Annotated in this window: 17 protein-coding genes and 1 riboswitch; of the genes, 12 read left to right on the top strand and 5 right to left on the bottom strand. The window is 45.3% G+C overall.

The window, feature by feature from the left end; translation table 11 throughout:
• The first annotated feature begins 1 nt into the window (after nt 1).
• Both MKX36_RS13365 and MKX36_RS13360 read left to right on the top strand, forming a co-directional pair.
• Nucleotides 2–700: a response regulator transcription factor gene (locus MKX36_RS13365; protein ID WP_016820715.1), complete on the top strand. Its 699-nt coding sequence runs from the start codon at nt 2–4 to the stop codon at nt 698–700.
• Nucleotides 697–2,127: a sensor histidine kinase gene (locus MKX36_RS13360; RefSeq protein ID WP_016820716.1), complete on the top strand. Its 1,431-nt coding sequence runs from the start codon at nt 697–699 to the stop codon at nt 2,125–2,127. Before MKX36_RS13365 ends, MKX36_RS13360 begins: the two co-directional genes overlap by 4 nt.
• A 78-nt stretch (nt 2,128–2,205) precedes the next feature.
• Here MKX36_RS13360 and MKX36_RS13355 read toward each other — a convergent pair whose 3' ends face one another.
• The gene (locus MKX36_RS13355; protein WP_017427730.1) at nt 2,206–3,432 is read right to left on the bottom strand and encodes a glucose-1-phosphate adenylyltransferase; all 1,227 of its coding nucleotides are present in this window, start codon (nt 3,430–3,432) and stop codon (nt 2,206–2,208) included.
• 237 nt (nt 3,433–3,669) lie between these two features.
• On the opposite strand from MKX36_RS13355, the gene glgB reads away from it, so the two are divergent.
• Together glgB and glgA are read left to right on the top strand one after the other, a co-directional pair.
• Nucleotides 3,670–5,595 (top strand): 1,4-alpha-glucan branching protein GlgB, encoded by a 1,926-nt coding sequence (gene glgB, locus MKX36_RS13350; protein WP_330720980.1) that lies wholly within the window; start codon nt 3,670–3,672, stop codon nt 5,593–5,595.
• 21 nt (nt 5,596–5,616) lie between these two features.
• Nucleotides 5,617–7,068 carry a glycogen synthase GlgA gene (gene glgA, locus MKX36_RS13345; protein ID WP_340864861.1) on the top strand — a complete coding sequence of 484 codons (1,452 nt, stop codon included), beginning with the start codon at nt 5,617–5,619 and terminating at the stop codon, nt 7,066–7,068.
• 77 nt (nt 7,069–7,145) lie between these two features.
• On the opposite strand, the gene MKX36_RS13340 is transcribed toward glgA, so the two are convergent.
• Complete coding sequence (locus MKX36_RS13340; protein ID WP_107733528.1) at nt 7,146–8,216, bottom strand: hypothetical protein; 1,071 nt, start codon at nt 8,214–8,216, stop codon at nt 7,146–7,148.
• A gap of 39 nt (nt 8,217–8,255) precedes the next feature.
• Entirely contained in the window at nt 8,256–9,434 is a 1,179-nt protein-coding gene (locus MKX36_RS13335; RefSeq protein ID WP_340864860.1) for a M20 family metallopeptidase, read from the bottom strand.
• Between the two features lie 148 nt (nt 9,435–9,582).
• Here MKX36_RS13335 and MKX36_RS13330 point away from each other — a divergent pair, with 148 nt between their 5' ends.
• The 3 genes from MKX36_RS13330 (at nt 9,583) to MKX36_RS13320 (ending at nt 12,843) form a co-directional block, all read left to right on the top strand.
• Nucleotides 9,583–11,046 carry an ABC transporter substrate-binding protein/permease gene (locus MKX36_RS13330; protein WP_017427733.1) on the top strand — a complete coding sequence of 488 codons (1,464 nt, stop codon included), beginning with the start codon at nt 9,583–9,585 and terminating at the stop codon, nt 11,044–11,046.
• Complete coding sequence (locus MKX36_RS13325; RefSeq protein WP_013371435.1) at nt 11,033–11,755, top strand: amino acid ABC transporter ATP-binding protein; 723 nt, start codon at nt 11,033–11,035, stop codon at nt 11,753–11,755. Before MKX36_RS13330 ends, MKX36_RS13325 begins: the two co-directional genes overlap by 14 nt.
• A gap of 243 nt (nt 11,756–11,998) precedes the next feature.
• A riboswitch (cyclic di-AMP (ydaO/yuaA leader) is annotated at nt 11,999–12,168 on the top strand.
• A gap of 6 nt (nt 12,169–12,174) precedes the next feature.
• A complete protein-coding gene (locus tag MKX36_RS13320) occupies nt 12,175–12,843 on the top strand; it encodes a 3D domain-containing protein (RefSeq protein ID WP_045244510.1) in 669 nt (222 codons plus the stop codon).
• A 199-nt stretch (nt 12,844–13,042) separates the two neighbouring features.
• On the opposite strand, the gene MKX36_RS13315 is transcribed toward MKX36_RS13320, so the two are convergent.
• The gene (locus MKX36_RS13315; protein WP_016820724.1) at nt 13,043–13,849 is read right to left on the bottom strand and encodes a polysaccharide deacetylase family protein; all 807 of its coding nucleotides are present in this window, start codon (nt 13,847–13,849) and stop codon (nt 13,043–13,045) included.
• Between the two features lie 303 nt (nt 13,850–14,152).
• Between MKX36_RS13315 and MKX36_RS13310 the strand changes: the two genes are divergently transcribed.
• From MKX36_RS13310 to MKX36_RS13290, 5 genes are all read left to right on the top strand, one after another.
• On the top strand, nt 14,153–15,175 hold the full coding sequence (locus MKX36_RS13310; protein ID WP_016820725.1) for an NADH:flavin oxidoreductase/NADH oxidase: 1,023 nt from the start codon (nt 14,153–14,155) through the stop codon (nt 15,173–15,175).
• An 86-nt stretch (nt 15,176–15,261) separates the two neighbouring features.
• Nucleotides 15,262–15,930: a PspA/IM30 family protein gene (locus MKX36_RS13305; protein ID WP_013371430.1), complete on the top strand. Its 669-nt coding sequence runs from the start codon at nt 15,262–15,264 to the stop codon at nt 15,928–15,930.
• Nucleotides 15,931–16,059: 129 nt separating this feature from the next.
• Nucleotides 16,060–16,467: a DUF350 domain-containing protein gene (locus tag MKX36_RS13300; RefSeq protein WP_013371429.1), complete on the top strand. Its 408-nt coding sequence runs from the start codon at nt 16,060–16,062 to the stop codon at nt 16,465–16,467.
• A 24-nt stretch (nt 16,468–16,491) separates the two neighbouring features.
• On the top strand, nt 16,492–16,998 hold the full coding sequence (locus tag MKX36_RS13295; protein ID WP_017427734.1) for a DUF4178 domain-containing protein: 507 nt from the start codon (nt 16,492–16,494) through the stop codon (nt 16,996–16,998).
• A 13-nt stretch (nt 16,999–17,011) separates the two neighbouring features.
• Nucleotides 17,012–17,767 carry a DUF4247 domain-containing protein gene (locus MKX36_RS13290; RefSeq protein ID WP_019687402.1) on the top strand — a complete coding sequence of 252 codons (756 nt, stop codon included), beginning with the start codon at nt 17,012–17,014 and terminating at the stop codon, nt 17,765–17,767.
• A gap of 133 nt (nt 17,768–17,900) precedes the next feature.
• Here MKX36_RS13290 and MKX36_RS13285 read toward each other — a convergent pair whose 3' ends face one another.
• On the bottom strand, nt 17,901–18,134 hold the full coding sequence (locus MKX36_RS13285; RefSeq protein ID WP_016820729.1) for a helix-turn-helix transcriptional regulator: 234 nt from the start codon (nt 18,132–18,134) through the stop codon (nt 17,901–17,903).
• Nucleotides 18,135–18,227 lie beyond the last annotated feature (93 nt).

Below are 18,227 nucleotides of genomic sequence, written 5' to 3'. Positions count from 1 at the left end.
AGTGAGTAAAGTTTTAATCATGGAAGACGAGGAATCGATCCGTAGCTTTATCGTTATTAACTTGAAACGTAACGGTTTTGAGGTGCTGGAGGCGGCAGATGGGCATGAGGCTCTGAATATTTTGAACACGGTGCGGGATATTGATATCGCGCTGCTTGACGTGATGGTGCCTGGGATGGATGGTTTTGAGGTTTGTCGGAGAATTCGGGAAACGAATGAGCGTATTGGCATTATCTTTCTGACAGCCAAGGTACAGGAACAGGATAAGGTGTATGCCTTGTCTGTAGGGGCTGATGATCATGTGAGCAAGCCTTTCAGCCCGACAGAGCTGATTGCACGTATCCAATCGTTATTGCGTCGTGTAAATGTACATCGTGAAACAGCAGCCAAGGTGTCTTTCCAGTCCGGTCCGTTCACGCTGGATTTGATAGCTAAGCAATTTAAGAAAAACGGACAGCTGATCGAACTGACACCGACAGAGTTTTCGCTGATTCAGTTTTTTCTGGAGAAAGAAAATACGCCGCTTAGCCGAGATGTGCTACTTGACCACGTATGGGGCAAGGAATATATGGGCGATCCGAAAATTGTAGATGTGAATATCCGACGTCTGCGGCAGAAAATTGAAAACAATCCATCCGAGCCGGCTTTCTTACAAACCGTGTGGGGACATGGATATAAATGGAAAGGTCAGTCTCAATGATCAAAAAGGGGATTCGCCGACAGATTGTGCTTCACTATTTTTTCGTAGTGTTCTTGGCGCTTCTGTTAGTAGAAGTCATTTTTATGTTTGCACTCCGGTCGTATTATTACGACTCCATTTACAAACACATCGAAAGCCGTATCGAATCGGTAAGTGAATTTGCATCCAAATTCAAAGAGCCAGAACAGTCTTTGCAATCGTATTTGTTGAATACATTTTCTCTGCCCTTCACTGAATTACAATTGCTTGATGAACAGGGAAATGTAATTGATAACTCGACAAATTTTGCTGCGGATCTAAGTGTGCAAACCAGTGATGTGACACAAGCCTTAGCTGGAGATACGGGCAAATGGATTGGAAAGCAACCCGGCACGGGACAGCAGGTGATGGCGGTATCTCAGAAACTGGACAATATCGTCGGAGATCAGGTGTATATTATCCGGTATACGACTTCGTTGGAATTAGTAAATGATAAATTATTCATCATTACATTATTTTCGGTGGGAATCATGGCAGCTGTACTGATTATTGTATTTATAGTAAGCACAGGGCTTGCCAATTCCATTGTCAGACCGATTAACAATATTCGCGATGTATCTGCTCAGATGGCACAGGGGCGATTTGATGCACGTATCAAAGGCGATTATCGCTATGAACTGGGTGAATTGGCATCGACGTTGAACTACATGGCACAGGAGATTGTCCGAACCAATCAAATCAAGGATGATTTTATTTCTTCCATTTCTCATGAGTTGCGTACTCCGCTTACTTCGATTAAGGGCTGGAGTGAAACGTTAAATTCTGGCGGATATGACCCGGAAGAGACGAAAATTGGGATGCAGATTATTTCCAAGGAAACGGATCGACTGATTGGCTTAGTGGAGGAAATTCTCGATTTTTCCAAACTGGAGCAAAATGCCATGAAGCTCGTGATGGGAACAGTTGATCTTCGAGAGCTTTTGCAGGAAATTATGCTGAACGTATGGGCAAAGGCAGAAATGAAGCAGATCAAGCTTCAACTGGATTCCGAGGAAACGGCTTATCTCGTTCATGGAGACGGTAACCGTCTGAAGCAGGTATTTTTGAACATTGTAGATAATGCTATCAAGTTTTCGCATGAAAGCTCGATTATTTATTTGTCTCTTCAACGCATTAAGGGTAATATCGAGATATCGGTACAGGATACGGGGATTGGGATTAGTGAAGAAAACCTTGCCAGAGTAAGGGATCGCTTTTTCCAGGTAGACCACCAAAATGGGGGGACGGGTCTCGGATTGGCAATCTCGCAACAGTTTGTTGAGCGTCATCACGGTCAGATGCTCATCAGAAGTGAATTGGGAGCTGGAACCACTATTACGGTTTCATTGCCTGCTCTGCAAGCAGAGTCATCCGTGGAACCACCACAACTCTCGGAAGGGCAAATTTAAAACCAGTTGTAAGAGGTAATAAAAAACAGCCAGTCCTCACTATATTGGAGGGCTGGCTGTTTGAAATTTTAGGGAGAGTTATGAAGTAAAGCCTTCTGCACGCAAGCGTGTGTTACGCTCATAGGCTTCTTTTAGCATACGTGTAGTTTGCGGCCGTACTGCCATTTTACCAAATACTGTTTCATTGGGTCCGATAACCATAATTTCGCTCGGATTACCTTTAATCACAGCACCATCACGAATCACAGCACCTTCACCGATAATGGCATGCTCAATATGCACGTTGCGCCCAATACGTGTGTCGGGCATAACGATACTTTCCTTGATGGATGAGCCTTTTCCCACCTCGACGCCACTAAACACTACAGAGCGCTCAATTTGGCCTTCTACTTGGCAGGAATCATGCAGGAGGCTGTCCAATGACTGCATTTTACGACCAGGCACCTTTTGCGCGCTCAGCCTTGTGCGGCGTTCACGTGTGTACATCGGCCAGTCTTGACGCTGAAGGTCAATTGCGCAATTTTCATGGAGCAGGTCCATGTGGGAGTCCCATAGGCTTTTAACTGTACCTACGTCTTTCCAGTAGCCCTGGAATTCATAAACGTATAGAGATTCTTGGTCCGCCAGCATTTTAGGTATGATATCTTTGCCAAAATCATGACTGGATTGAGGATCCTGTGCGTCTTCCAACAGGTAATTTCTTAAGTAATCCCATTTGAAAAGATAAATCCCCATAGAGGCCAAATTACTTTCGGGTTTCTCCGGCTTCTCTGCAAATTCAGTGACACGCAGATCTTCATCGGCGCTCATAACACCAAAACGGTGTGCTTCATCCCAAGGAACCTCCATGACAGAAATGGTTGCCGCAGCTCCTTTTTCCTTATGGTAGTTCAGCATCTCGCGATAATTCATATAGTAAATATGATCACCGGATAAAATAAGCACATGCTCTGGATTTTGGCTGTCAATATATTCGATATTCTTATGAATAGCATCTGCCGTTCCTAAGTATTCAGCGTTACCTGTATTATAAGATGGAAGCAGGGTAATTCCTTTGTCATCCGTTTTTGTAAGGCCCCATGGAGTCCCATCCCCAATATGTTCGTGCAAGGATTCCGCCTCATATTGCGTCAGTACACCTACAGTATCAATGTTTGAATTTACGCAATTACTGAGAGGAAAATCGATGATCCGGTAATGACCGCCAAAAGGTACGGCGGGTTTTGCAATCGTTGAAGTAAGGGGAGCAAGACGGCGTCCCTCTCCGCCTGCCAGCAGCATGGCAATGCATTCTTTATTAAACATTTCGTTTCCCTCCCGGTTTAGTTGTCTGTTGTAGTACATACATAAACGGTATGGGGTACTCTTGAAACCATCAGGTATATAAGATTCCCCAAAAACTAAGGTTTATTTTTTTCCTAGTCATTTTTCTGTTCATTGTGGCTAGAATGGGGTAATAACTCAGGTCAGCTTTGACCCAAAAGCGAATGCATTACCGACTCATACATTTTTACTCACAAAACATAAAAGGGTGGTGACGTGATGACAGACCAAACTCTTCCGCAACAGACGATATCATCGGAAGATATTTATTTGTTTCATGAAGGAACGCTTTATCACAGCTACCGATCTTTGGGTTCCCACCTTACTGTGGAGAACGGAGAACAGGGCGTTCGTTTTACAGTCTGGGCTCCTCATGCTCTCCATGTCGGGCTTGCTACAGATCGCAACAACTGGAATGGGGAACAGGATTCCTTATATAGGGTTCCCAAATCCGGTTTTTGGAGTCGTTTTTTTCCGGGGATATCCCAAGGAACATTTTACAAATACGACATTACAGGTCCAAATGGTGAACGATTTCTGAAAGCAGATCCTTACGCCGTACGTGCTGAAGTAAGACCGGCTACGGCGTCAGTGGTAGCTTCATTGGATGGTTATGTTTGGAATGATGCAGCTTGGCGCCGTAAACGTAGAGCACCATATGGTAAACCTCTACATATATATGAGCTTCATCTAGGCACTTGGAAGCAAAAAGCAGATGGTACGTTTTATACATACAGGGAGATGGCTGAGCTTCTTGTGCCTTATGTAACAGATATGGGGTATACACATATTGAGCTGATGCCGCTGAGTGAGCATCCGTATGACCTTTCCTGGGGCTACCAACTCACCGGGTATTTTGCACTCACAAGCCGTTATGGTGAACCACATGATTTTATGTATTTGGTGGATCGTTGCCATCAGGCGGGAATTGGAGTGATTATGGATTGGGTTCCAGCTCATTTTGCCAAGGATGCTCATGGATTGAGACGGTTTGACGGATCGCCGCTGTTCGAATACGCAGACCCGCTAATTGCGGAAAAGCCCGGCTGGGGAACCCTGACATTTGATTATAGCAAGCCAGAAGTACGTTCTTTTCTGATCTCCAATGCATTGTTCTGGATGGATGTGTACCATATTGATGGTCTGCGTGTAGATGCAGTGACGAGCATGTTACGGCTTGATTTTGAAAAGCAGGATGGACAATATTGTCTCAATTCCAAGGGAGGGATTGAAAATGAGGAGGCTATCGCCTTCCTTCAACAGCTGAATGAGACGGTATTCCGCTATTATCCATACGCACTCATGATGGCAGAGGAGTCCAGCGCTTGGCCGATGGTGACCTCCCCAGTAAGCGATGGAGGACTCGGTTTTAATTACAAATGGAATATGGGTTGGATGAACGATACACTTGATTATATGGCATCAGAGTTTGATCAACGACCCGATCGCCATAATTTGCTGACATTCCCCATAGCCTATGCGTACAGCGAAAATTTTACACTGCCATTGTCACATGATGAGGTTGTGCATGGTAAAAAGTCGCTGCTTGATAAAATGCCGGGCACCTATGAACAAAAATTTGCCGGACTACGGGCACTTCTTGGCTACCAAATGACCTCACCAGGTAAAAAGCTTTTATTCATGGGAGGGGAATTTGGTCAATTTATTGAGTGGAAGGATGAGGATCAGCTTGACTGGTTTTTGCTGGACTATGACAGTCATCGGTCTCTGCACGCATATTCGAAAGCACTGAATCATTTATATCTTCAGGAGAAGGCACTATGGGAATTGGACCATTCGTGGGACGGCTATCAATGGATTGAAGCTGAAGACCGCGGACAGAGTGTGATTACGTATTTACGTAAAGGCAAAAAAGCAGGAGACACGCTGGTTGTCCTCATTAATTTCCAACCTGTGCCAAGAGAAAATTATCGAATTGGGTTGCAAAAGGCAGGAAGCTATATGGAATTACTGAACAGCGATCATAAGGACTTTGGGGGGAGTGGTCAGCTTAACTCTGGGGTGATACGTACTTCCAAAATCCCTTACCACGGCCAGCTTCACAGCTTGGAGGTGACGATTCCACCCCTAGGCATCGTTATACTCAAGAAAACACCACCACGTAGGTCTAAAAAAGTAGATTAACCACATAAGGAGGAAGCACATATGAACATTTTGTTTGCGGCAGCAGAAGCACATCCATTTATTAAAACAGGCGGGTTGGCTGATGTTATTGGCGCACTGCCAAAGGCACTTCATCAGGCAGGATGTGACGTCCGAATCATCTTACCTAAATATGCGGGCATTCCCGATACCTATAAGAAGTCTCTGCGTCCGGTAACGGTCAAGCATGTAGCTGTAGGCTGGCGTGATCAGTATTGTGGAGTAGAGGAGCTGACGTTGGACGGGATCAGGGTTTATTTTATAGATAATGAATATTACTTCGGTCGTGACGGTATTTACGGTTACATGGATGATGGCGAACGCTTCTCCTTCTTTAACCGGGCGATTTTGGAAGTGCTGCCTGAACTGAATTTTCGGCCGGATATTGTGCATTGTCATGACTGGCATACGGCAATGGTTCCGCTGCTTCTGAATGCCGATTATCGACATTTGCCCTTTTACAACGATATTCGCACGGTGTTTACGATACATAATCTGTTGTATCAGGGTGATTTTCCATATGAGGTCTTAACGGAGCTGCTTAACTTGGATGGAAGCTATTTTACTTCCGAAGGTGTGGAATATTATGGCAGACTGAATTTTATGAAAGGTGGGCTTACTTACTCCGATCATGTCACGACCGTGAGTCCAACCTATGCAGAGGAGATTCAAACTGAATTTTACGGATACGGACTGGAGGGTTTACTTCGTAAATTAGGAGAGCAGGGACGCTTAACGGGGATTGTGAATGGAATTGATACCCAAAGCTACAATCCTGCCACAGACAACCGTATTTATACAAAGTACCGCACAAGTCTGGCAAAGAAAAAGGAAAATAAAATTGCCTTGCAAAAGGAGCTAGGTCTGCCGGTGCGTCCGGACGTACCTATGATAGCAATGGTAACTAGACTTGTGGATATGAAGGGGCTAGATCTGGTTACGAGAGTGCTTGACGAAATCTTGTATTATGACGATATTCAGTTTGTCGTGCTGGGAACAGGGGACCCGGCTTTTGAGCACTGGTTCCGGGAAGCAGCGGGACGGTATCCTCTGAAAATGTCGGCGCAGCTTACTTTTAGCGAGCCACTGTCACGAAAAATATATGCGGCAAGTGACATGTATCTTATGCCATCGAGGTTTGAGCCTTGTGGGATTAGTCAACTGCTGGCGCTTCGTTATGGAAGTGTCCCTATAGTGCGAGAAACTGGAGGGCTGAACGATACTGTACAGGCTTATAATGAATCCACAGGTGAAGGTAACGGTTTTAGTTTCACGAACTATAATGCACATGACATGCTGCACACCATTCGTCGTGCTGTTGATTACTATCGCCAACCTGAGCATTGGAACAAGCTTACACAGACGGCCTTTGCAGGAGAGTACAGTTGGGATGTATCGGCCGAGGCTTATATGGATATTTACCGTTCGCTAGCAAAGATTGATGGAACAGAGTAGGATACCATATTTGTGCTAATAAAAAAGGGAATCCCTTTAGCCAGTGTCTGGCTGAGGAATTCCCTTTTTTGCTGCGGTCAGTCGCCCCCGCCACCACAACTGCTTCCACACGAAGATCCGCTGCTACAAGAGGAATGACTCCCAGAATCGCCTGAATCGTGGTGAGAAGAGCCTCCACCATGAGAACTGTCATGGGAGGAATGATGGTGCGAGTGGTGTGTATCCCAGTTTGAGCAGCCGCTTGCAGAGCTACAGCCGGATGAGCTGGCTAGGGCGGCACTGCTTGTAGAGTCTGGGTGCATGTGTATGGCAAATTCATCAGGCCGATACCATGAATACCACACAACAGCCAGTAGCAAATAGTCAACCTGCAAATAGTTGATCTTGGGGAGCTGCTTGCCCTCAGGATCATTTACAGCTTTATTTACCCGCTCACGGAGGTGTTGGACTATCTTATGAACCGCTTGTTGTGTCTGCTTTGAAATGCCTATATTTTCACTTATATTCCATCGGTCACCTACTGGCTGCGCTGAAGCTGTCAGGTTGTAATAGTGTGAAAGCTCATCATTCGGTAATGGATGATTAAAAAAAGTTCCCCACAAACTGGCGCTATAGCGATTCCAGCCAAAGCATTCCACATACAACCAGTCAAACCACGCCCGCTCCTCTGGCATCGGCTGAGAGCCGCCCGAATGGGGAGCATGGTGAAGCATACGACCAAAAAAAGCTTCCGAGAACTGCTGGTATTCGCGCGTAAACATTAACATTTCGTGCCATAGTTCATCCACATCACTACTGAACATAGGCACTCGATTCATAATCGCGCATAGCATGAAGTATCGTTTTAGCTCATGCCAGCGCCAGTCATATTCTTGTTCCGTCAGATTAGGGTGGGCTTCCATGACACGTTGCTTTACGTTGTGAGCATAGGAGGCTGGAATGGATCGCTCCAGCAGCTCCTTCAGCTCCGTAATCTCTGGATGACGCTCTTGCGTGAGTGACGAAGGAGACGGGGAACTAAGGAAAAATGCATTCCGGCGGCGCGTGCTTCTGTTTCCACGATTCCTGCGTATTGCTCGGAATATAAACCAAAAAATGATGAGGTCAACCACAATAAACAACGTCCAAAAGCTACTCATACTATTCATAAAGGCACTCCTTTCTCCAAGAAGACGGCATTTCCGATTTTAGCTTTTGCTATTCAGTAGAGCGAATTCTTCTTTAATCTGTGCCAGCAGCTCAGAACTTGTGATTACATCGCAAGCTGTCCATGCCAAGGTCCTCGCGGCCAAGAGCATTCCTTCCATTGCGCGGTCCTGCATCGCCAAATCGCGGAATTCTGGTGTATGCAAGGCATGCTTCTCGTCAATAACTTGAATGTACGGATGGATCGCAGGGCAATGAAGTGATACATTTCCGATATCCATAGAGCCATGATCTTCGCCTTCCGTAATATCTTCTTGCGCAATACCAGCCTGCACCAAATTTGCAGTAAAGGTGTCGGAGAGTACACCGTTAGTCACCATTTCATCATAAGAAGTCTCATAATTGGAGGTTTCCAAGCGACACCCGGCTTGTAAAGCAGCTCCTTCAGCAATTTGAATAACACGACGGGTAAGCGGGTTCAGTTCTTGGCGTGTCGCGGCTCTCACGTAAAATTGAGCTGAGGCGTAATCAGGAATAATATTGGCAGCCTGCCCACCCTGATTAATGATGCCATGGATACGTACTGTACTTTTCACCTGTTGCCGAAATGCGTTGATCCCATTAAACGTTTGAATCACAGCGTCCAAGGCATTAATCCCTTCGTGCGGACTGGCCGCAGCATGAGCGGATTGACCAAAAAATTCGAACTGTACAGCATCCATCGCCAGCGATTTTCCTGATTTTTCGTAGCGATCGAAGGGATGTGTCATCATGGCTATGTCGCAATCATCAAACAATCCAGCCGCCGCCATCGGAACTTTTGCACCGCGTGTTTCTTCGGCAGGTGTGCCGTAAACACGTACTTCTCCACCAGTCTCGTCGATGATCGATTTGAGACCGACGGCAGCACCTGTACTCATCATGCATATCAAATGGTGTCCACAGGCGTGCCCTAAACCTTTCAGGGCGTCATATTCTGCCAGAAAAGCAACAACTGGTCCAGGCTTGACTGCTTTGTAAGTAGCAATAAAGGCCGTTTCTATACCCAATATGGGTGCCTGAACTTCAAAACCGTGAAAGGCAAGTTCTTCTTTTAGACGGGCAGAGGCTAGGAATTCCTCGTTTCCAAGTTCAGGGTTTGCGCCTATATACAACGAAATGTCCTTAAACCGCTCGGCATGCTGTTCAATGGTGTGTTGAATGGTCTGTTTAAAATTCATGCTGAAAACTCCTTTATATATGCTGTAATGTAGGTACTGCGATAGATATACTAAAATTGTACTATAACATTCATTGCATAATCATGCATATTCATTTATAATGACACAATCTTATTTATTATAAAGAATTTAAGGAGAGAAAAAAAGATTGAAAAAGGCATATCGTTTTACCGCCCTGGTTTTGACGGCGGTTATCTTGCTGTTGGCTGGTCTTCCTATGCTCACTGCATACGGATCGGAAGGAAAGCCACAGAAAAAACTTGTAGTGGGTATGAGTGCTGACTTCCCGCCGTATGAGTTTCACAAAGTTATTAACGGTCAGGATACCATTGTCGGGTTTGATGTTGAAATCGCCAAGGAAATCGCCAAGGATCTGGATGCAGAGATGGTCCCAGAGGACATGAGTTTTGACTCTTTGCTGCCTGCTCTGCAAAGTGGTCGCGTAGACTTGGTGCTGTCTGGTATGACGCCGACGGATGAACGCAGAAAAAGCATTGATTTTTCGGATGTATACTATCGTTCCAAGCAAGTCATTATGGTTCGTCCAGAGGACAAAGACAAATATTCAACGATGGCTGCTCTAAAAGGAGAGAAGCTCGGTGCGCAGAAGGGGAGTATCCAGGAAGAAATTGCGCAAAAAGTGCCTAATGCTTCTGTAACCTCATTGGATAAAATATCCGATCTGGTACTCCAGCTTCGGACCAAGCGTATCAACGCGGTTGTAATCGAAGATACCGTTGCTAAAGGATACACGCTAGACGGTACCGTAACACTTGCTAAAGCAGTACCTGAAGATGAAGGAGCAGAAACTGCTGTAGGCATCCGTAAAGGAAATGCGGAATTGCTTGCTTCAGTAAATAAAACGTTGGCTCGCCTGAAAGCGGACGGATCGATTGAGAAATTTTCTACAGAAGCGAGTGCACTGTCTGCTGACAGACAGGTTTCTTCGAATAGCATTGTAGATATATTTTTGAAATATCGCAGTTTCTACGCTACGGGTATCGGCTACACTCTATTGCTGTCTGCGCTCGGAGTACTGTTCGGATTCATTATTGGCCTGATCATATCCTTGCTGCGGATGAGTGGTATTCGTATTATCGAGTGGCTAGGTACCGCATATGTAGAGATACTGCGCGGCACACCTATGCTGGTGCAGCTTATGATCATTCATTACGGAGTTGCTTTGACGTTAGGTGTTAATTTTACGCCACTCCAGTCCGGTATAATTACGTTGTCTCTGAATAGTTCGGCATATTTGGCTGAAATTTTCCGTGCTGGTATTCAGGCCGTAGACCGTGGACAGATGGAAGCTGCCCGCTCGCTCGGGATGGGACGAGGCAAAGCGATGCGTCACGTTATTTTACCGCAAGCATTTAAATCTATATTGCCTGCTATTGGTAATGAGTTCATTACGATCATTAAAGAATCTTCTATTATTTCGACCATTGGGATGGTGGACATTATGTATCAAGCCCAGGTCATTAAGAATATTACCTACGAAGGCTTAAGTCCATTCGTAATCGCAGCCGCTATTTATTTTGTAATGACATTCAGCTTATCTAAGCTGTTGGGTTTATGGGAAAGGAAGTTGAGAGCCAGTGATCACCGTTAAACAACTGCGTAAATCATTCGGTAAGAATGAAATTTTAAAAGGCATTGATATAGATATCGCCAAAGGTGAAGTAGTCGTCATTATCGGCCCGAGTGGTTCGGGGAAAAGTACGTTTTTGCGTTGTATGAATCTGTTGGAACAGCCAACAGAAGGGGAAATCTTGTTTGAGGGTGAGCCGATTACGGCCCGTGGTCATAATATTAATGCGACTCGGGAGAAGATGGGGATGGTTTTCCAACATTTTAATCTGTTTCCGCATAAAACAATACTGCAGAATCTGACGCTTGCACCAACGCAGGTGAAGAAGCAATCGGGGAAAGAAGCGGAGAAAATTGCGTTGGAGCTCCTGCGGACCGTGGGTCTTGAGGATAAGAAGAATACCTACCCGAACCAGTTATCTGGCGGTCAAAAGCAACGTATAGCGATAGCACGTGCTCTCGCCATGCAGCCGCACGTAATGCTGTTTGATGAACCTACCTCTGCCCTGGACCCTGAAATGGTTGGAGAGGTTCTGGATGTGATGAAGAAGCTCGCTGAAGGCGGCATGACGATGGTGATCGTGACGCATGAAATGGGCTTTGCTCGTGAGGTAGGAGACCGAATCATCTTTATGGACAACGGTCAAATTATAGAGCAAGGTACGCCGGAGCAAGTTTTCGGAACTCCAAGCCATGATCGTACCCGTGATTTTCTGGCTAAAGTGCTGTAAGAAAATGCTTTTATGAATTATTGACAAAGCCCTCTCGTGATGATATTTCACGGAGGGCTTTTCTCCTTTTGTCACCATATCTCCATATTTTCGTAACAAAAAACCGATTTTTGATGACAAAATTGTAATGGATATAGTATGATGTTCAAGGTTCCCAACATTTTCATGCAGATAAGGTTACAAAATTGTGATATTATGCAGTAAGCCAAAACTTACCGGGGCAGCAGCAATGATAACAATTACTCAGGTGCTGGGCTCAAACCATGGGAAGTGCGGGGGACGTAACAACGGCAATTATTCCAATGCGTCATATAGATGTTGTGGAATATGCCTAGGGGTGAATTGCACAAGCATAGGGCTTCTCCTGAGTCCGAATCCGACAGCTAACTTCGCAGGCATAACAGAGGAGGTACATATCTTTGAAACACTTAAAACATATTGGAAAAACCATGAAATTTGCGGTGCTTGCCGCAGCGATTGCAGGATTGGCACAGACAGCAGGAGTAGCAAATGCTGCTTCGCTTCATACTGCCAAAGAAGGCGATACTTTCTTTTTGCTTGCTCAACGTTATGGGGTATCGGTAGATGACTTGACGAAGGCTAACCCGGATATTGCGTCCAACAACATATATGCAGGTCTACAAATTAAAGTGCCAGACGAAAAAAGTGTGAAGACGGCTTCGGATTCGAAACCACAGCTTCTTACGGAGAAAGCACCAGCGAATGAGAGGCCAACAATTGAAGCATGGGGCAAAACATTCAATTACAGTAAAGTTGTTGATGTTAAAGCAACAGCATATTCAGCCGCAGCTGATGAAAATGGCAAATGGGGTGCAGTCGATTACTACGGTAATCCGCTTAAACTGGGTACAATTGCAGTAGACCCGAAAGTCATTCCTATGGGAACAAAGGTGCTAGTTACAGGCTATTCCCATCCCGGCTTGCCAGACCATTCTTTTGTAGCCGTTGCCCGTGATCAGGGCAGCGCTATTACCGGAAAGCGGATTGATATCTTTATCCCTGGCAACAAATCATTCGTGAACGACTTCGGCTTCCAAAATGTGAAACTGTACGTTATTGATAAATAGCATTGTGCATATATTTGATTTCATTAAACATAATATATATTATGTAAACTTAATATTATAGCACACAACATATAACTGGGACGACTTCTTATCAGTACGGTCGTTTATCGCTAAAAAAGGCTGTCTTACAAGCAGAAGCATTCTGCTCGTCAAGGCAGCCTTTTTACGTTGTTGGTATATACGAGGCTTAGACATACTGTTATTTTCGTTCCGATGTGTGAAGTAGCCGGGGGACTGTGACAAACTTGTAGCCCTTAGCTTTTAAAGAGTGGATTAGACCCGGCAAAGCTTGGACAGTACCTTGCAAGTTGGAACTTTGACCTCCACCTGCATGCATTAAAATAATGGAGCCAGGTCTGGTAGCCGGGATCACGTTACGCTGAATCTGTGTTTTGCTTAATCCCTTCCAGTCTAGAGAGTCCACATTCCAATTGACGATCATGTACCCATGACGACGCGCCCACTGAATTTGAGGCTCCGTGATTTCACCATAGGGTGGTCGTATCAATCTGGGCCGAAAACCTGCGCTGGCTTCTAAAATGCGTTCTGTTTTTGTAATCTGGTGGCGAAAGCGTTCTGGTGTGGCCTTCCTGAAATCCGGATGAGTATAGGAATGGTTTCCTATAGCATGACCCTCGCGGATGATGCGGCGTATGATCCCCGGATGCTTTTCCGCACGATGGCCGACGATAAAAAACGTAGCTTTGATACCGTTTGCGTGTAATACGTCCAAAACCTGCGGCGTATACCTTGAATCGGGCACATCATCAAAGGTTAAGGCAATTTGGCGGGTGTGCGGGCCGCACATTTTAAAAATGTCCGCATGCTTTTTTCGTAGCATCGCTAATGTTGGAGTAGCTCGATCTTTACTTTGATATACCGAAGTAGCGACAGTAGCTTCCTTGGGATGGGGCGTTCCGATGTTGGGAGGCGTGTCAGCGTGAACGGGAAAACTTGAAAATGCTAGTAACAGTGCTAAACATGGCAACACTCCCCTGTACCGCATTTGTATTCCCCCTTTCCGTGCAGTGGTACCTAGTGGTGCTCTCAGCTATTATGTACCTGTCCTATTAAAATTATGCTGGTGATTGAGTGAAGTCCTACACGACTGAAGAGAAGCACATCATGAAGCGGATATCCGTGAAGATGACGAAGTAAACGCGCATATTCTCTTAAACATGAACGAAAACTGGAGCATTTTCGTAAGTTTTAGCCTTACAAAGGATTCGGTATACCGTGACAGCTGGTGTATAATGGGGATGCTATTCATAATGCTACAGACTTGGAATTGAGGGAAGGATGGATAAAAGTGACCGACTTGTTTACTCCTTATCAATTAAAGGGGCTTTCTTTAAGAAATCGGATTGTCATGCCCCCAATGTGCCAATACAGCGTGGAGGCCAAGGACGGCAAACCGACGGATTGGCATTATGTCCATTATGTGAGTCGCGCGGTAGGAGGGACTGGACTCATAATTGTGGAAATGACAGCGGTTCATCCGGATGGGCGCATTACGGATCGTGATTTGGGCATTTGGAGTGATGAACATATTCCTGCATATCGTAAAATGGTAGAGGAAGTCCACAAGTATGGTGCCAAAATTGCCATTCAATTAGGCCATGCCGGACGCAAGGCTGAAGATGCTGAGCCACCTGTAGGCCCGTCCTCGATCCCCTTTAGTGAACGATTTAAAGAGCCGCACGCTTTGACGCGAGCAGAAGTCAAGGAACTGGTTCTTGCCTACAAAGAGGGGGCGCGTCGGGCGGTAGAAGCTGGTTTTGACACGGTAGAGATTCATGGCGCTCACGGCTATCTAATCCATCAATTTCATTCTCCTTTAACCAATACCCGAGAAGATGAGTATGGGCAGGATTTATCACTGTTTGGTGTTGAGGTGATACGTGCTGTTAAAGAGGTACTTCCTGCTGATATGCCTGTGCTAATGCGGATATCTGCCAAAGAATATGTCCAAGACGGATATGATGTTGAATACATAGCAGCCATAGGGGAACGATATCGTGATGCGGGTGTAGACATTTTCCATATTTCTTCTGGTGGTGAGGGTCCGATTGGTTCCAGCGGAGGTCCGTCTGCGCGTGCTGGTTATCAGGTGGATTTGGCTCATACCATCCGTGAGAAATTGAATGTGCCTGTCATTGCTGTCGGCTTATTGGATGATTATGAGGATGCCCGCCGAGTCGTTCAGCACAATGAAGCTGATCTGGTAGCCATAGGGCGTGCCATGCTGCGTGATCCCTATTGGGCGCTGCATGCATCACGGGCGCTAAAAGTACAGGCGGATATTCCAGAGCCTTATCTACGCGGTTTTTAGATATTTTTGAAACCTCTTTGCAAAGCTTGCGTAAACATGTGTACAGAGCTTAAAATTTAAGCATTCAATTCTAGGAGGAACTTCACATGTCTATTTTCAAACGATTAAGAGATCTTACGATGTCTAACATTAACGCCATTATCGACAAGGCAGAAGATCCAGTTAAAATGACGGATCAATACATTCGTGATATGCAAGAGGATCTGGAAGACGCAGAGAAAGCGGTAGCCGCTCAAATTGCTATTGAAAAGAGATTTAAACAGCAATACGAAGAACAGGCAGCTTTGGTGAAAAAACGCGAAGAACAGGCTCATACGGCTGCAAAAGCACAAAATGTGGATCTTGCTCGTCGTGCGCTGGAAGAAAAGAAATCTGCCGAACAAAAAATGAACGAGTTCCAAGCTGGTTATGAGCAAAACAAAGCTGCAGCTGACAACCTGCGTGGTAAGCTGGATGAAATGCGCAGACAGCTGACTGAAATGAAAAACAAGCGCGAGACACTGGTTGCCCGTTATAATGCAGCTAAAGCGCAAACCGAAATTAACAAAGCGATGAATGGTTTTAGCTCGGATACGGCAACTGCTGGATTAAAGCGTATGGAGGAAAAAATGCTGCAAGCAGAAGCACGTGCTGAAGCGAGCAACGAAATGGCTTCCAAGGAAAAATCGCTGGATGAAGAGTTCAAAGAGCTGGATAAGAAAAGTGCTGTGGACGACGAACTTGCTGCTTTGCTGAAACAATACGAAAATAAATAAGAACTTTTAAGCATTGCCGCTAGTGTGATGGCTCAGTAAGCGAAGGAGAAACGTTATCTCCTTCGCTTTTCCCTGCCTGGGGGCGTAAATCAATATATGTAGTCAAGAAGATGTGGAGGATGGTAGCAAATGCATTTTTTAGAAACGATGAAAGCGATGCTGGTATGGACGGGCGCAGGTGCTATTTTGCTGTTCGTATTAATGTATGTCGATTCTTTATTTACAAAGTATAAGGATTTTGCCGAAGTAAAAGCCGGAAATATGGCTGTAACAGTCCGGATGATTATGAAGCTGATTGCACAAGGATACATTTTATCGGGTTCAATTGCTACAGCTAATAATTTGCTCGAAGCGCTTGTGTATTCTGTGATTGCCTTTATCATCTTGCTTGTTTTGGAGGTGATTGTGCGTCTGCTGTTGCGGTATTGGGCACAGTTTGATTTGGATAAAGGTACCCAAGAAGGTAAAATTGGTTTCGGCTTGTTCTCAGGAGCGCTGCATTTGGTGGGTGCCTTGATCATTACAGCATGCTTCTAGGCAAAGTAAGGAGGGAATATGACCATGAGTGTATGGAAACGAATTTCAAATCTATTTGCCAAGCCTGAACCGCCGAAAGCGGAAAAAAGCATGCTTCACTTAAATCCTGGTGATATTTGTGAAGTGTCGCTTGTCACCTATGAAGTGGTAGGTCGTGTACATAATCGTGCTCGGAATGCCGTTGTTTTGACGCTTCAGGATGGTAATCAAGTGAGTTATCTTCATATTGAGGAACGGGAAACACTGCAATTCGGACTATATCAGGCCATCGATGGCAGACTAGACAACCCGGAGGAAGTACCGACCATTTTAGAACTGGATGATACAACGTATCATTTGGAAGAACAGTATTTTGGGCATGTTACCGTTATGGGCCGTGCTCCTTTCCGGCAGGGGGGAGAGCAACATGTTTGGCAGTACCAGTCTGATGATTACCATCTACTGCGGGTAGAGTGGCAGGACGGTCGCTTTATGCTTTATGAAGGAGAAGAAGTGATTACCGGAGACGTCAAGGTTATTCGGGCTAGCTAGGAGAGGGTTACACATGGGCAAACGCACCTGGCAATATGCATTAAAGGTCATTGTGGCGCTGAGCTTGTTCGTATCCGTGCTAAGCGGCTGCGGGGCGCCAAATGTGAAAGATACGTATCCGCTGGAATCCGTTAGTGGTAGCGGAAACTCGACCTCGTACGTATATCGGGCGGCAGGCAAAACGGTTCCCGAAGTAGCGGAGGAATTGAAAGAACAGCGTACACCGGAACAAATATCGCCTCAGAGCAATGAGCGGATGTTTCTGGTATACAGCGATGAATGGTACCATTTGCAGCAAGATCCAGCTAAGAAGGAAGATACACTCATTGAAATCGACAGTAAAAAGTATGTCGAGCAAAATTACAGTTCCAGCTTTCTAAAAGGATACTTAACTGCAACTGTGCTGGATGCTCTGTTCGATTCATTGCGGGGGTCTGGCTCCTATCGAGGTTATTCGAGCAGAGATGTATACCGACCTTCACAAGGGCAATATCGTGCTCCAACAGCACAGGAGAAAAAAGCGATCCCGCCGATAACGGTGGAACGAAAAGGTTCAGTTACCCGTAGAGGAAAAAATTCGGATTCCAGCGTTGGATCAAGCGGAAGTCTATTCGATAGAGGCTCCAGCAGTTCACCGAGTAGAGGCTCGATTTCACGTGACCGAGGCAGCAGCGGTGGTTCCAGCATATTTGATTCGCCGCGCAAATCTTATAGTAAGCCTAAAACACGCAGCGGCTCAGGTAAAATTAGCCGGCGAAGTCGACGATGATGGGTAATATTTTATTTTCTTCTAAAGTTGTTTGCGGAACTGTGGAACTGTCTTGCACAGTTCCTTTTTTTGTTGTTTAACATTTACTAATGTAAATTGAATGGATGCTCCCTCACTTCGATTTTATTGCCGTCTATTTTGACCTGCGATCAGGGCTTATGTGCTCAATGCCATCTTCTTCAATGATATTGCTTTTTTTGATATGGAGATGACGAGCTATCTTTTCTATAGCACCCATCCGTGGTTCAGAAAGTCCGCTCTCCCAAGCTGAAATTGCTTTATTGGTAACCCCAGCGATCTCAGCAAGCTCTTGTTGAGTCAAATGATATTTTATACGTAATTTTTTGAAATTGTCACTTAAAGCCACAATAATCCCTCCACCCCAAATTAAGTAGATTATAACCTTGATATCGAAAAAAAACCAACATAATACATTGGCAAAAGCAACGTCGCTCACTTG

This window comes from Paenibacillus sp. FSL W8-0439 (assembly GCF_038008995.1).
Classification (GTDB): Bacteria; Bacillota; Bacilli; order Paenibacillales; family Paenibacillaceae; genus Paenibacillus; species Paenibacillus polymyxa.
Note: the sequence above shows the minus strand (reverse complement) of the source record. Positions and strands in the feature narration are given on the sequence as shown.

What these genes read in the sequence shown, in the direction of transcription:
- MKX36_RS13360 (WP_016820716.1), top strand. Translation starts at nt 697, where the DNA reads ATGATCAAAAAGGGGATTCGCCGACAGATTGTGCTTCACTATTTTTTC.
- MKX36_RS13355 (WP_017427730.1), bottom strand. Translation starts at nt 3,432, where the DNA reads ATGTTTAATAAAGAATGCATTGCCATGCTGCTGGCAGGCGGAGAGGGA.
- glgB (WP_330720980.1), top strand. Translation starts at nt 3,670, where the DNA reads ATGACAGACCAAACTCTTCCGCAACAGACGATATCATCGGAAGATATT.
- glgA (WP_340864861.1), top strand. Translation starts at nt 5,617, where the DNA reads ATGAACATTTTGTTTGCGGCAGCAGAAGCACATCCATTTATTAAAACA.
- MKX36_RS13340 (WP_107733528.1), bottom strand. Translation starts at nt 8,216, where the DNA reads ATGAATAGTATGAGTAGCTTTTGGACGTTGTTTATTGTGGTTGACCTC.
- MKX36_RS13335 (WP_340864860.1), bottom strand. Translation starts at nt 9,434, where the DNA reads ATGAATTTTAAACAGACCATTCAACACACCATTGAACAGCATGCCGAG.
- MKX36_RS13315 (WP_016820724.1), bottom strand. Translation starts at nt 13,849, where the DNA reads ATGCGGTACAGGGGAGTGTTGCCATGTTTAGCACTGTTACTAGCATTT.
- MKX36_RS13305 (WP_013371430.1), top strand. Translation starts at nt 15,262, where the DNA reads ATGTCTATTTTCAAACGATTAAGAGATCTTACGATGTCTAACATTAAC.
- MKX36_RS13300 (WP_013371429.1), top strand. Translation starts at nt 16,060, where the DNA reads ATGCATTTTTTAGAAACGATGAAAGCGATGCTGGTATGGACGGGCGCA.
- MKX36_RS13295 (WP_017427734.1), top strand. Translation starts at nt 16,492, where the DNA reads ATGAGTGTATGGAAACGAATTTCAAATCTATTTGCCAAGCCTGAACCG.
- MKX36_RS13290 (WP_019687402.1), top strand. Translation starts at nt 17,012, where the DNA reads ATGGGCAAACGCACCTGGCAATATGCATTAAAGGTCATTGTGGCGCTG.